Source organism: Duganella sp. BJB476 (assembly GCF_003416895.1).
Classification (GTDB): domain Bacteria; phylum Pseudomonadota; class Gammaproteobacteria; order Burkholderiales; family Burkholderiaceae_D; genus Rugamonas.
This window is the reverse complement of the sequence record NZ_QVIO01000004.1, coordinates 204,758-218,234: the sequence shown is the minus strand read 5'-3', so window position 1 is coordinate 218,234 and position 13,477 is coordinate 204,758. Positions and strand designations below refer to the sequence as shown.

Sequence of the window (13,477 nt, the reverse complement as noted above, 5' to 3'; positions counted from 1 at the left end):
CGCCGGTGCAGCCGGCGTTTTCGTGTGGGCCTCAGCGCAGCTTAGTGCGCCAGCAGGGCGTTGATCGGCGCCAGGTCGTCTTCCTTCAGCGAACCGGCGGCCGACTTCAGGCGCAGGCCGTTCATGATGGTGTCGTAACGGGCCTTGGCCAAATCCTTCTGGGTCGAGTACAGCAGCTTCTGGGCGTTCAGCACGTCGATGTTGATACGCACGCCGACCTGGTAGCCCAGCTTGTTCGAATCGAGCGACGACTTGCTCGACACTTCGGCCGCTTCCAGCGCCTTGACCTGCGCCAGGCCGCTGTTCATGCCCAGGTAGGCCGAACGCGCGTTCTGCGAGGCGGCGCGCTTGGTCGCTTCCAGGTCGTTGCGGGCCTTGTCTTCCAGCGCGATGGTTTCGCGTACCTTGCTGGTGACGGCGAAGCCGCTGAAGATCGGCACGTTCCAGCTGACGCCGATGGCGTTGTTGTTGATGCGCTGGAGGCCGGTGGTGGTCTGGTGCGTGGTGCTGGCGATCAGGTTGGCGGTCGGCATGTGGTTGGCGCGGTTGCGCTCGATTTCACGCTTGGCGATTTCCACGTTCAGCTTGGCGGCCACCACGGCGTAGTTCTGGCCCTCGGCCGAGCTGACCCACGGTTCCACCGCCGCCGGCGACGGCGCGCTGATCGTCACGCCGGTGCGCAGCGGCGCCAGTTCGCCCGGGGTCTGGCCGATGATCACCTGCAGCGCGGTGCGCTTGTTGTCCAGGTCGTTGATGGCGGCAAACTCCTGCGCCACCACCAGGTCATACGCCGCTTGCGCTTCGTGGGTGTCGGTGATGGTCTGGGTGCCGACTTCGAAGTTGCGCTTGGCCGAGGCCAGCTGTTCGGTGGTCGCCACTTTCTGCGCCTGGGTCGAGGTCAGGTTGTCCTGCGCCGTCAAGACGTCGAAATACGCCTGCGCCACGCGGGTGATCAGGTCTTGCTGGGCCTGGGCGAAGGTGGCTTCGGCGGTGGCCTGCGCCAGCTTGCTCTGCTGGTAAGTCTGCCAGTTGCCCCAGTTGAACAGCGGCTGGCTCAGTTGCACGGTGTAAGAGTTGCTGTGGTTGTCGACGTCGGTCTTCGGCAGATAGCTGTCGCCGAGGAATCCGGCCGAATCGCCGCTGTTGCGCACGTTGCTGCCGCTGGCCGAAATGCTCGGCAGCAGGCCGGAGCGCCCCTGGGTAATCCGTTCCTGACCGGCGGTCAGCGACGAGCGGGCGCTGGCGTACGTGGCGTCATTGGCCAGCGCTTGCTGATATACCTGGATCAGGTCGGCCGCCTGTGCGTTGAGCGTCAAGAAGGCGCTGGTGATCAGCACGGCGATAAGGGGTCTCTGCATTGCATTCTCCGTTGGAGTCGTCAAAAAAGTTGATCAAATCAAAAACACACTACCTTAGCGCCGCGCTCGGTTTAACTGCGCGGCACTTAATACTTGGCCATCGTGCTGTCGACTTGCAGCGCCCAGGCGTGGATGCCGCCGGTCAGGTTGACCATCTTGCCGAAGCCGTTACGCTCCAGGAAGGCGGCCACCTGCATGCTGCGCGCGCCGTGATGGCAGATGCAGACGATCGCCGCATCCTCATCCAGGTCGTCTATGCGCGCCGGTATGGTATTCATCGGGATCTGCACCGAACCGTCGATACGGCAGGTGTCGAATTCCCAGTTTTCCCGCACGTCCAGCAACATCGGGCTGGGCCGTGCATCGTCCGCCAGCCAATCGGCCAGTTCCAGAGCGGTGATCTGCTGCATGCTGGTCCGCCCGGCTTAAAACTTGAACTGCGACGGCTGCGTGGCCGAGGCCAGCGCTTTGACGTCGGTTTCAAACAGCGTGCGGGTGTCGTAGCCGGCTTCGCCGGTACGGGTGATCAGCTGCGCCTTCATCGCCGGCGACTGGCCGATGATGGCCGCCAGACGGCCGCCCACTTTCAATTGTTGCAACAGCGCTGGCGGCAGTTCCGGCAGCGAGCCGGTCACGACGATCACGTCGAACGGCGCGCCGTTGCTCCAGCCCTGGGCGCCATTGCCCAGTTCCACGGTCACATTGGTGACGCCGTTGTCGGCCAAATTCTGTTCCGCCAGCGCTTTCAGCTCCGCCGACACTTCCACCGCCGTCACATGACGGCCCTTGTGCGCCAGCAGCGCCGCCAGGTAGCCGGAGCCGACGCCGATTTCCAGCACGCTCTCATGCTTCTTGACGTTGACGTCTTGCAGCAGACGGGCTTCCACCTTCGGGTTCAGCATGGAAACGCCGCCCGGCAGCGGGATTTCGGTGTCCGCAAACGCCAGCGCCTTGTGCGCGGCCGGCACGAAATTCTCGCGTTTCACCACCATCAGCAGATCCAGCACACTCGTGTCGAGGACGTCCCAAGGGCGGATTTGCTGTTCGATCATGTTGAAGCGGGCTTGTTCGATATTCATCTTATGACTCTGGTCGGATTAAATAATCCGTCATTTTATCGTTGAACTGGCATCGAGGCACATATTAACGATATGACGGCGGGTTCGCGGGAAATTGCGACAGTCTGCAGTTTAAGGGGGTTGAACCTACCAAAATGGCAAGTTGGGCGCAAATCGCGGGCTGGGCGGCTCACGGCTGCGGCGCTTCCAGGCCGCGCAGGGTGACGTCGATCAGCGTCGCCATGAAGGCTTGCGGGTCGATCGCCGGCATCTCGCAGGTCGGCATGAAGGAGTGGGTCCACATCATCAGCATCAGCACCGGCGCCACCAGCACCGGCGTCATCACGGCCGGGTCGACCGGGCGGAACTCGCCGCGCGCGATGCCGCGCACCAGCACGCTGGCGATCAGGCCGTTGCCACGGGCCACCACGTCCTCATTGTAGAACTGCGCCAGCTCGGGGAAGTTGTTGCCTTCGGCAAGCATCAGCTTGGTGATGCCGGCCAGGTGGGTGGCGCAGATCTGGTTCCACCATTTCATCAGGATGACGCGCAGCAGCTCGGCGCTGGGGCCGTCGAACAAGGCCGCTTCCTGCTCGGCCTCGCCGATGGCGTGCACGATGTTTTCGCGCACCACGGCCTTGAACAGTTCTTCCTTGTTGGCGAAATACAGGTACAGCGTGCCCTTGGACACGCCGGCGCGCTTGGCCACGTCTTCCAGGCGCGTGCCGGCATAGCCGCGCTCGACGAACTGGTCCAGCGCCGCCGCCAGCAATTCCTGCGGCCGCGCATCCTTGCGCCGCTCCCAGCGTGGCTTCGTATCTTGAGGGGCTTGCATGGGTGTACTCGATTTTAACTTACTTATAAGTCATTAATATAAGCGCAAGGGCTGGTGGCGTCAAGCGATGACCCGATACGCGGCGGCTTGCCGGCAGTCTCTTGGGAAGCGCCAATAGCGAGCCCGTCGCCGGCGCTTGGCTAGAACCATTTTTTTTGCAGCGCCGCGAACGTGCCGTTTGCCTTGATGACTTCAAGGCCCTTGCGAAAACGCTCGACCAGCAGATCGTCGGTCTTCGGCCCGAACGCCATATAGCTGCCGCTGCTGCCCAATTCGGTCAACTGCAGCGCCCGAACCAATATCTGGGACGGGTCGCTCCCTGCGCGCCGCACAATATCCGTGGCCACCATGTCGCTCATCGCCCACAGGTCGACGCGTCCCAGCCTCAGCTTCTCGTAGTTGGTTTTTGGCTGGGCATTGCCGTGCAATTGGCGGCCCTTGACGAAGCCCTTCGACTCCAGATATTGCTCGCGCACGTCGCCGTTGATGGTGGCGATGTTGTAGCGCAGCGCGTCGCCAAGATTGTCGAGCTTGAGATTGCGTTCGCGCAGGGCGAACAAATAGGAGCCGTCCGGCGGCGAGATCACGCCCACCCACTTGAACAGATGTTCGCGCTCGGGCGTCCGCATGATCGAGAAGATCAGCACGTTTTCCCCATGCAAAGCCGTCGCGTAGGCGCGCGCCCAAGGCATGAGCTGGATATCGGCCCGCACATCGATTTCCTTGAGAACGGCTTCGACGACCTCGGTGCTAAAACCGGTGATCTTGCCGTTTTCCCAAAAATTGACGGGCCGGTTTTCCTCCGTGACGCAGGTGACCGTGGTGGCCGCGTGCATGGTGGTCGCCAAACTTATCAACCCCACCCACAGCAGCAAGCGAAGCGTCTTCATTCCCAGGGTAATCCTCTGGCATGGCGTCAAGAAATGTTCACCTGAGGCCATTATACGCACGTTTGCCCCGCTTTTTTTAGCCGGGGCGGCGCCTGTTTCACGTGTCCTCGCGGACACGTGAAGGTAGCGGATCAGGCCAGGCGCGCCGCCAGTTCGGCCACGCGCTTGCCCAACAGGCGGGCGGTTTCCAGGTCGCCGCTGCGTGGCGCTTCGTCCGGCGAGGCGTCGGACGGCGAGACCGCCAGCGCGCCGCCGAAGCCGGCGGTCCAGTTGACGTCGGCCGGGCCGTGTTCCTTTTTATTCGACGGCATCACGCCGGTACCGACCCAGATCTGGCTGTGCTGCATGGCCAGCGTCCAGAAATACTGGATCGTCGAGAACTTGTCGCCGTTGACCGAAGCCGAGTTGGTGAAGCCGGCGGCCACCTTGTTCTTCCAGTTCTGGCCAAACCACGAGGCGGACGACTTGTCGGCGAACTTCTTGAACTGCCAGGCCGGGCCGCCCATGTAAGTCGGGCTGCCGTAGATGATGGCGTCGGCCTTGCCGATGGCGGCCAACGCATCCTCGGACAGGTCGCCGTTCTGGTCGATGCGGAACACCTGCACTTCCGCGCCGGCGACGCCGGCCGCGCCTTCCTGTACGGCCTCGGCCTGTTTGACGGTGTGGCCGTAGCCGCTGAAATAGACGATCGCGATAGAGGTCATAATCTTCCTAAAGAAAGTTAAACAACGGATGCTGGCAGCGCTGGATACGCTACCCGGATAATGAATCGCATCGCCGGCAATTGCAACAAGCGGGCTTAGCGGCGCCCCTTGAGTTCCTGCACTGTCCAGCCCTCGTCGCGCGCGCGCAGGAAGGCCAGCATCGAATCGACCGTGACGGCGTTGATGCGGTCGGAGAAACGCAGCGCGTTCGGGTGGTCGTCGAACGCGATATTGGCCTTGAACACGCGGCCGCCCAGCCGCGTCAACGGACCGATATGCATCTCGGTTGGCGTGTAGCCGGCCATCTTCAGCCACGACTGCGCCTGCTCGCGCGTGCGGATGCGGAAGTCGCTGGCCTCGGCCGAGGCCAGCACCTCCAGCACCCACTGGTTGGAGTTCTGGTACTTGGTCGAGAACGGATACGCAACCATGCTGTAGTGGCTGCCGTGGAAGCCATGCAGCGCCGCCGGATCGCGCAAGGCCTCGCCCAGTTTGGCGGCCAGCTTAGGCGGCGGCACGATCATCAACGCGTCCAGCGTGTACGGGTTCTCAAGGAAGAAATTCGCCAGGCCGTCGACCCACAACGCGGAATCGGCCGTGCCGCACTCGTTGAGCAATTCGTACACGCGCCACGGCTGCCCGGGCGCACTGCGGAACGCCAGGCCGGCATGGCTGTACTTCAAGCCATACTTGGACAGGTCCTGGCCCTGGCGCGCGATCAGCGCCACGTCGCTGCCGGTCGCGTCCAGCGCCGCCTGCAAGGCCTGGCCGGTGGCCAGCGCATCGGTCAACGAAACCTGCGTCACAGGATGCTCTTCGCAGGAACGGCCGGCATGCGCCGGCGCGGCGGCCAACATGGCGATCACGCCCGCCGCCCCCAGCAGCGCCCGCGCCCGCGCGCTCATTGCGGCGGCAGGCGTTTTTGCGACAACAGCGCCTCGCCCAATGCGTTAGGAATAAAGGCCACGACCTTGCCCGATGCGACCAGCAGGGTGCCGGTGGTTTCCGACACCACCTGCACCGTGGTGCCCACCGACAGGCCGATCGCGTCGACCGTCTTGCCGGCCAGCTTGACCGACAGCTTGGCCGCCGAGCCGACCGACGTCAGCACCACCTCGACTCCGCCCGCCACGCTCTGCGCAATGCCGCTGACGACATACGCGCCGCCAGCGACCACCGCGACCGAACCGGCGGCCGGACCGGAATCGCCATGGCCCGACGCGGCCACGCTGACCACCGGCGCGGCCAGGATGGACATGGTGCCGACCGAGATTTTCTCGGAAGGCGTGAAGTTGGATATGCCGTTCTGCGCCAGCGCGGCTGCGGCGCTCAGCGCCAGCGCGGCGCCGGCGATGGTGTTACGAAGTACTGCATGTGCTGTCAATGCTATCTCCCGTTAAGTTTTTGGCATCCTGAGCATAACATTAACATATGACCAATATTTATACGAATCGCCAAGCGGCGGCGAGTGGGCTACACTGTCGATCCCCCCTTTCTGCGTCCGCTTCCATGCCCGAGAAGAACCTGCCCGAACTGATCACCCTGAAGCGCCTGATCGACGAAGGCGGACGGCATCTGGAAGTCGGCACCTCCTGCACGGTGGCGATGGACGGCCGCCAGTTCCCGGTCTACACCATCGCACTGGGCAACCCCAGCCCGGACGTGCCGGCGCTTGGCTTCTTCGGCGGCATCCACGGGCTGGAACGCATCGGCACCCAGGTCATCCTGTCGTTCATGGAAAGCCTGCTGGCGCGGCTGCGCTGGGACAGCACCCTGCACCAGCAGCTCGAATCGATGCGGCTGGTGTTCATGCCGCTGGTGAACCCGGGCGGCATGTGGCAAGCCACGCGCTGCAATCCGCAGGGCGTGGACCTGATGCGCAACGCGCCGCTGAGCGCGGTCGACAAAGTGCCGTTCATGCTCGGCGGCCAGCGCTACAGCCATCACCTGCCCTGGTACCGCGGTAAGGCCGGCGCGCCGATGGAGGCGGAAAGCCAGGCCGTGTGCGAGCTGGTCGAGCGCGAACTGCTATCGCGCCAGTTCAGCATGGCGCTCGATTGCCATTCCGGCTTTGGCCTGCGCGACCGCATCTGGTTCCCGCACGCGCACACCACGGCGCCGATTCCGCACCTGGCCGACATCGGCGCGCTGGAGCAGCTGTTCAGCCAGAGCTACCCGAACCACAATTACGTGTTCGAACCGCAGAGCCGCCAGTACCGCACCCACGGCGACCTGTGGGACTACCTGTACCTGAACGGCACCAGCTACAGCGAGCGCGTGTTCCTGCCGCTGACGCTGGAGATGGGTTCATGGCTGTGGGTGAAGAAAAATCCACGCCAGATCTTCGACCGCATCGCCATCTTTAACCCGACCGCCAAGCACCGCTTGCAGCGCGTGCTGCGGCGCCACCTGATCTGGTTCGACTTCCTGATGCGCGCGGCCAACAGCCACGGGCGCTGGATGCCGGAAGGGATGGCGCGCAAGGTCCAGCACCGGCGCGCGCTAGCGCAGTGGTACGACGCATGAGCAGCTGGGTGCTGCTGCGCGGCCTGATGCGCGAACAGCGCCACTGGGGCGGCTTCCCCGGCCAGCTGGCCGCCGCGCTGCCGGATGCCGCCATCGTTACGCCCGACCTGCCCGGCAACGGCGAACGCCACGCCATGCGCAGCGTCACGCAGGTAGCGCAGATGGTGGACTACTGCCGCCGCGACCTGCAAGCGCGCGGCATCGACCCGCCCTACTCGCTGCTGGCGCTGTCGCTGGGCGGCATGGCGGCGGTGGAGTGGTCCAGCCGCTATCCCGGCGAAGTGGCGCGCTGCGTGCTGATCAACACCAGCATGCGGCCGTACAGCCGCTTCCACCAGCGGCTGCGCTGGCAGAACTATCCGTCCATCGTCGAGCTGATGCTGCGCGGCGGCGTCGAACGCCAGGAGCGCCTGATCCTGCGCCTGACCAGCCGCACCGGCGACGCCGCCGGGCGCGAACAGCTGCTGCAACGCTGGCTGGGCTACCAGCGCGAGTTTCCCGTCACGCGCGCCAACGCGCTGCGCCAGCTGTGGTCCGCCGCCCGCTTCCGCGCGCCGGCCACGCGCCCGGCGGTGCCGCTGCTGATATTGGCCGGCGCCGGCGACCAGCTGGTCGACCACCGTTGCTCGCTGCGGCTGGCGCAGGCATGGGACGCGCCGCTGCTGGTCCACCCCGGCGCCGGCCACGACCTGCCGCTGGACGACGGCCCGTGGGTGGCGGCCCAGATCGCAAAATGGCTGGACCAAGAAAAAGGGGCGTAAAATAACGCCCCTATGAAGATTTCCTCGCCAACCCTGGACTGTCGTCCCAACTGCGGCGCCTGCTGCACGGCGCCCTCGATTACCAGCCCCATCCCCGGCATGCCCAACGGCAAACCGGCGGGCGTGCGCTGCGTCCAGCTGGCCGACGACAACCGCTGCAAGATCTTCGGCCGTCCCGAACGGCCGGCCTTCTGCGGCGGCCTGCAACCGTCGGCCGAGATGTGCGGCGCCAACCGCGAATCGGCCATGCTGTGGCTGGCCGACCTGGAACGCGCCACAGCACCCGCTTAAGGCTTGCGCTTTTAAGGCTTCACATAGCTGTAGGTCAGCGAATACGCGCCGCCGGTGCCGCTGGTGGCCACCGCATAATAGTAGCCCGCAGCGGCGTTGTAGGAGATCGACGGGCTGGCCGCCGCACCTGTTCCGGTAGCCACTTGCGCCCACCCGTTCGCACCGTACTGGTACAGATAGAGCTGGTAGTTGGTGCCCACCTTGCCGGTCAACTGCAAGCTGATGTTTCCGGCCGCCGCCTGCATCCAGCCCGGGTTCACATTGGGCACGTTGACGCTGCCGCCGGCCGGGATGGTGCCGGTCTGCGTCACGCCAGCGCCGCCACTGTACTGCGCGAACACCTTGTGCGCCACGCCCTCGTTGACCGCATGCCACGGATAGCCCAGCATGCGCATGCGCGAGTTTTCAGTCGGACGGTATTTGCCGCTGGTGCAGTACTGCGCGCCCTGGAACACGCCCACGGTGCCGTTCGGATAAACGCCGGCAGTGGTCGGCACCGGCGTGCTGGCCGAAATCAGGCTGCGCCACTTGACGCTGCGGGTGCCGTTCATCGTCACATCGGGCTCGCCCGGTTCGCCAGCCAGGCTGCAGGTGCCGTAGTCGTATTCGTCGGCCAGCGAGAAGGCGGTGTGGCCGATCTCGTGCAGCGCGATCTCGATCGACTGGGGCGCCATCGACAGCGTGGCCACCTCGCCGCCGGAACCGCCGTAGCGCGTGGAATTGGCGACCACGATGATCACGTCGCGTTCATCCGGCGCCAGCACCGAGCCGACGATATCGTGCACCTTGTCGGTGTCCACGCACAGCAAGCGGTCGATGTTGTAGCAGTTGAAGGCGGCGTCCATCGCGGTGTCGCGATAGATGCCCTTGTCCGGTTCATCCACGCCGGACTGGTTGCTGGCCACGTCCACCCGCCGCACATTCATGTTGGCGCGGTTGGCGGCAAACAGCGGGTCGGCCAGGAAGCCGTCGATGACTTTTTGCGCATCCGCGTGCCACTTGTCCATTTCGGCGGCGGTGTAGCCGTCGCCGATGAACACGTAGTCCATGCGCGCGGCGGCCGGTCCGGTGCTGAGGATGGTGGTCGCGGTGGCGGCCGGGGCCAGCGCGGCGGCGCGCGCGGCGCGCGCTGTGCGCGAGGTGCCGGCCAGCTTGGCCAGGGTGGCGCGGTCGAAGCGCGCCAGCGGCGCGACGGCGGCGACGGCGGCGCTCATGCCCTTGCCGCTGCTGGCCTGCACCGGCAATACCTCGACGCTGGCGGTGGCGCCGTCGAACGGCAGCGACACTTCAAACGAGCCGTTCGCCTGGCGCACGGTTTCGGCGATGTCGATGGCGCCGGTGCTGGGGTTGAACGCTTCGACGTGGCGCTGCTGGGCGGCGGCCACGGTCACTTCATGCAGGATGACGCCCTGCGCATCGCGCGCGACCACGCGCCATTGCGCGCCCGGCGCCTGGTTGCGCACGTCCGGCGTCAGGGCGAAGGTGCCGATTTCCGCGTGGCGGGCGCTGAATACCGGGCCGCTGCGGCCATCGGCGTAGCTCAGGCGCAGCGAGATATTGTCGGCGCTGGCGGCGCCGGCGGCCAGCAGCGCTGCCAGCGCCGCCGTGATGCGTAGGTAGGTCATGGTGTCTCCGTATTTTTTTAAGTGGAGCACCGATTGTCACGCCGTCGCCGGCGGCGCAGATGTGCAATGCAGCGCAACTTGCACAAACCTGCTGCCATCGTCGCCGGCTGTTGCGCCGCCGCTGCGCCTCATCAGCGCAACATCACCAACTGCGCCAGCATGCGCATCAATTCCGCCGAAAACTTGGGCGCCGGGCATGGGACGGCCGGTTTGCATACGCACGGCGGGGTGACGGTCTGGGTCTGGAACATGGCAACCTCCTGTTGAATGTGGCGCCGATATCGATAATTCCTTACTCATGGAGTTTTATCAGCGTATGAGGTATATTTTCCTCGCTGGTGCGCCTGTGATCAAACGAGTAATTTTCGATCGATGAATAAGAAAAACTTAGCCTAAACCCGACATGAACAAACCGCTGCGCTCCCTTTCCGGCCTGATCGACTTCGACTGCGCCGCCCGCTGGGGCAGCTTCAAGCTGGCCGCCCAGGAGCTGCACAAGACGCCGGCGGCGATCAGCCTCCAGGTCAAGCAGCTGGAAGCGGCGGTCGGCTTCGAGCTGTTCACGCGCCATCCACGCCACATCGCGCTGACCGACAAGGGGCAGGAACTGGCGGCGGCCGTGGCCCGCACGCTGGGTGAGCTGCGCGCCAAGGTCGTGGCGCTGCAGGACGGCGACGATGAAAAGATACTGCGCATCTCAACCACCCATTCGCTGGCGATCAAGTGGCTGGTGCCGCGCATCCACCGCTTCACCAAGCTATACCCGGAGCTGGACATCCGCATCGATTCCAGCGACCGCCTGGCCGACCTGGAAGACGGCAGCACCGACGCCGCGCTGCGCTTCCATCCGATCGAAGACGGCGATCCCGAACTGCTGTTCCGCGAACGGCTGGTGGCGGTCTACAGCCCGTCATTGCTGGCGCCCGGCCAGGAGGCGCTGACGCTGGCCGACCTGCAGCGCTTCCCGCTGCTGCATGAACACAGCAACGAAGAATGGATACAACTGCTGCGGCAGAACAGCGCGCTGAAAGGCACATACGATTTCTCCCGCAGCTACAGCAACTTCGCCGTGCTGGCGCAGGCGGCGCTGGCGGGACAGGGCATCAGCCTCGTTTCATACGCGATCGCCTACGAAGACCTCTGCAGCGGCGCCTTGAAGCGGATCGCCTGCTTCAGTGCCCCGTACCAGCGCGGCTACCGGCTGGTGGTCAGCCGCGGCAAGGAGGGCATGACCAAGATCGCGCGCCTGCGCGCCTGGCTGAAGGACGAGATCGACGAGATGCAACGCTCGCTGGATTGACGGCGAGGCCCGATTGATCTACCTTGAACGAACCTCGACCGGCGCGCTTATGAATTCATCCGTCAGATTCCTCGTCCTTTTCCTGCTTGCGGCGTCGGCATCGGCCGCGCAGGAGCTGCGCTATGTGCAGAAGAGCGAAGAGCGCCCCTCCCCCGACAAACGTGAACTGAGCCGCTTCCAGGAGGCGCTGGGCACCGCGCTGGCGCGGCAGATGGGCCGGCCGGTGCGCTTCCTCTCGCTGCCGCGCAAACGCATGATGGGCGCGCTGGAAAGCGGCGAAGGCGACATCCTGTGTGGCTATGTGCCGGCCTGGGTCAAGGGCGACGTGTACTGGAGCCGGCCCTTCATCCCCACCTCGGAAGTGCTGGTGTCGTCGAGCCGGGTGCCGGCGCCGCGCACGCTGGACGAGTTGAAAGGCAAGCGCATAGGCACGGTGCTGGGCTTCCGCTACCCGGAAGTCGAACAGCGCCTGGGCGCGGATTTCGTCCGCGACGACGCGCCCTCCTCCGACCTCACGCTACTCAAGTGGCAGGCCGGCCGCTACGACTATTTTCTGGCCGCCCGCAACATGATCGACAGCCAGGCGGCCAAAGGCGCGCTGCCGGCCGGCTACCATCTGCTGGTGGTCAACGAGTATCAGTCGATGTGCGCGGTGGCCAAGCAGGGCAACGCCGGCATCGACGAGGTCAACGCCGCCATCGACGCCATCGAGAAAAGTGGCGAACTGGCGCGCCTGCTGCGCCTGCGCTAGACGGCGCTGGACAACGCTAACGCACCAGGCACGGACGCTTGGCGTCGAAGCTCCAGCCGGGTATCAGGAACTGCATCGCCACCGCGTCGTTGCGCGCGCCCAGGCCCATGTTGAGGTAGCGCTGGTGCGCCGCTTCCACTTCCGCCATGTCCAGCTCCACACCCAGGCCCGCGCTGGCCGGCACGTCGACCATGCCGCCCTTGATTTGCAGCGGCGCCTTGGTCAGGCGCTGGCCGTCCTGCCAGATCCAGTGGGTGTCGATGGCGGTGATCTTGCCCGGCGCGGCGGCGGCGACGTGCGTGAACATCGCCAGCGAAACGTCGAAGTGGTTGTTCGAATGCGAGCCCCAGGTCAGGCCCCACTCATGGCACAGCTGCGCCACGCGCACCGAACCCTGCATGGTCCAGAAGTGCGGATCGGCCAGCGGGATATCCACCGATTGCAGCTGGATCGCGTGACCCAGCTCGCGCCAGTCGGTGGCGATCATGTTGGTGGCGGTCGGCAAGCCGGTGGCGCGGCGGAACTCCGCCATCACCTCGCGGCCCGAGTAGCCGTTCTCCGCGCCGCAAGGGTCTTCGGCGTAGGCCAGCACGTGGCCCTGGTCGCGGCACAGGCGGATCGCGTCCTTCAGCAGCCAGCCGCCGTTCGGATCGAGCGTGACGCGCGCATCGGGGAAGCGTTCGGCCAGCGCGGTGACGGCTTCGATTTCCTCCTCGCCGCGCAGCACGCCGCCCTTCAGCTTGAAGTCCTTGAAACCGTAGCGCTCATAGGCCGCTTCCGCCAGCGCGACCACGGCTTGCGCATCCATCGCCGGTTCATGGCGCAGGCGCGACCAGCGGTCGGCCGCACCGGGATCGCTGGCATAGGGCAGATCGGTGCGGGTGCGGTCGCCGATGAAGAACAGGTAGCCCAGCATCGGCACCTGCGCGCGCTGCTGGCCGTCGCCCAGCAGCGCGGCCAGCGGCACGTCGAGGTGCTGGCCCAGCAAATCCAGCAGCGCGCACTCGATAGCGGTAACAGCGTGGATCGCGATGCGCAGGTCGAAGGTCTGCAAGCCGCGGCCGCCGCTGTCGCGGTCCGCGAAGGCGGCGCGGGCCTGGTTGAGCACCGCGTTGTAGTGGCCCACCGGCTGGCCGACGATCAGCTCCCGCGCATCTTCCAGCGTGGCGCGTATCGCTTCACCGCCCGGCACTTCGCCCACGCCCTGGTTGCCGGCGCTGTCGGTCAGGATCAGCAGGTTGCGGGTGAAGTAAGGCGCATGTGCGCCGCTCAGGTTGAGCAGCATGCTGTCCTGCCCCGCAACCGGGATCACGCGCATGGCGGTGACGACGGGCGTGGTGCTACGTTGACGTGGGTTGTTCATGTGTCGATGTCTTCT

General features: G+C 65.3%; 15 protein-coding genes. 5 read left to right on the top strand and 10 right to left on the bottom strand.

Going from position 1 to position 13,477, the window contains the following annotated elements; translation table 11 throughout:
- Positions 1-41: 41 nt before the first annotated feature.
- The 8 genes from D0T21_RS17525 to D0T21_RS17490 form a co-directional block, all read right to left on the bottom strand.
- Positions 42-1,358 (bottom strand): TolC family outer membrane protein, encoded by a 1,317-nt coding sequence (locus D0T21_RS17525; RefSeq protein WP_116992069.1) that lies wholly within the window; start codon positions 1,356-1,358, stop codon positions 42-44.
- Positions 1,359-1,444: 86 nt separating this feature from the next.
- Positions 1,445-1,768, bottom strand: coding sequence for a rhodanese-like domain-containing protein (locus D0T21_RS17520; RefSeq protein ID WP_116992068.1), 324 nt, complete (start codon positions 1,766-1,768; stop codon positions 1,445-1,447).
- A gap of 15 nt (positions 1,769-1,783) precedes the next feature.
- Positions 1,784-2,437, bottom strand: coding sequence for a protein-L-isoaspartate O-methyltransferase (locus D0T21_RS17515; RefSeq protein WP_116992067.1), 654 nt, complete (start codon positions 2,435-2,437; stop codon positions 1,784-1,786).
- A gap of 169 nt (positions 2,438-2,606) precedes the next feature.
- On the bottom strand, positions 2,607-3,251 hold the full coding sequence (locus D0T21_RS17510; RefSeq protein WP_116992066.1) for a TetR/AcrR family transcriptional regulator: 645 nt from the start codon (positions 3,249-3,251) through the stop codon (positions 2,607-2,609).
- Between the two features lie 140 nt (positions 3,252-3,391).
- Entirely contained in the window at positions 3,392-4,087 is a 696-nt protein-coding gene (locus tag D0T21_RS17505) for an ABC transporter substrate-binding protein (RefSeq protein WP_158568019.1), read from the bottom strand.
- A gap of 185 nt (positions 4,088-4,272) precedes the next feature.
- Positions 4,273-4,845, bottom strand: a complete 573-nt coding sequence (locus D0T21_RS17500; protein WP_116992064.1) for a flavodoxin family protein — start codon at positions 4,843-4,845, stop codon at positions 4,273-4,275.
- A 95-nt stretch (positions 4,846-4,940) separates the two neighbouring features.
- Positions 4,941-5,750 (bottom strand): DUF2145 domain-containing protein, encoded by an 810-nt coding sequence (locus D0T21_RS17495; RefSeq protein ID WP_116994447.1) that lies wholly within the window; start codon positions 5,748-5,750, stop codon positions 4,941-4,943.
- A complete protein-coding gene (locus D0T21_RS17490; RefSeq protein WP_116992062.1) occupies positions 5,747-6,229 on the bottom strand; it encodes a hypothetical protein in 483 nt (160 codons plus the stop codon). The genes D0T21_RS17495 and D0T21_RS17490 overlap by 4 nt, the downstream gene beginning before the upstream one ends.
- A gap of 125 nt (positions 6,230-6,354) precedes the next feature.
- On the opposite strand from D0T21_RS17490, the gene D0T21_RS17485 reads away from it, so the two are divergent.
- The 3 genes from D0T21_RS17485 to D0T21_RS17475 are packed head-to-tail and all read left to right on the top strand — an operon-like array spanning position 6,355 to position 8,423.
- On the top strand, positions 6,355-7,371 hold the full coding sequence (locus D0T21_RS17485) for a M14 family zinc carboxypeptidase (RefSeq protein WP_116992061.1): 1,017 nt from the start codon (positions 6,355-6,357) through the stop codon (positions 7,369-7,371).
- On the top strand, positions 7,368-8,132 hold the full coding sequence (locus D0T21_RS17480; RefSeq protein WP_116992060.1) for an alpha/beta fold hydrolase: 765 nt from the start codon (positions 7,368-7,370) through the stop codon (positions 8,130-8,132). The genes D0T21_RS17485 and D0T21_RS17480 overlap by 4 nt, the downstream gene beginning before the upstream one ends.
- Positions 8,133-8,144: 12 nt before the next feature.
- A complete protein-coding gene (locus D0T21_RS17475) occupies positions 8,145-8,423 on the top strand; it encodes a YkgJ family cysteine cluster protein (RefSeq protein ID WP_116992059.1) in 279 nt (92 codons plus the stop codon).
- Positions 8,424-8,434: 11 nt separating this feature from the next.
- Here D0T21_RS17475 and D0T21_RS17470 read toward each other — a convergent pair whose 3' ends face one another.
- Positions 8,435-10,048 (bottom strand): M64 family metallopeptidase, encoded by a 1,614-nt coding sequence (locus tag D0T21_RS17470; protein WP_116994446.1) that lies wholly within the window; start codon positions 10,046-10,048, stop codon positions 8,435-8,437.
- Positions 10,049-10,451: 403 nt separating this feature from the next.
- On the opposite strand from D0T21_RS17470, the gene D0T21_RS17465 reads away from it, so the two are divergent.
- Positions 10,452-11,348 carry a LysR substrate-binding domain-containing protein gene (locus tag D0T21_RS17465; RefSeq protein WP_116992057.1) on the top strand — a complete coding sequence of 299 codons (897 nt, stop codon included), beginning with the start codon at positions 10,452-10,454 and terminating at the stop codon, positions 11,346-11,348.
- A gap of 49 nt (positions 11,349-11,397) precedes the next feature.
- Positions 11,398-12,099 carry an ABC transporter substrate-binding protein gene (locus tag D0T21_RS17460; protein ID WP_116992056.1) on the top strand — a complete coding sequence of 234 codons (702 nt, stop codon included), beginning with the start codon at positions 11,398-11,400 and terminating at the stop codon, positions 12,097-12,099.
- Between the two features lie 16 nt (positions 12,100-12,115).
- Here the strand turns inward: D0T21_RS17460 and gudD are convergent, their stop codons facing one another.
- Positions 12,116-13,462: a glucarate dehydratase gene (gene gudD / locus D0T21_RS17455; RefSeq protein ID WP_116992055.1), complete on the bottom strand. Its 1,347-nt coding sequence runs from the start codon at positions 13,460-13,462 to the stop codon at positions 12,116-12,118.
- Positions 13,463-13,477 lie beyond the last annotated feature (15 nt).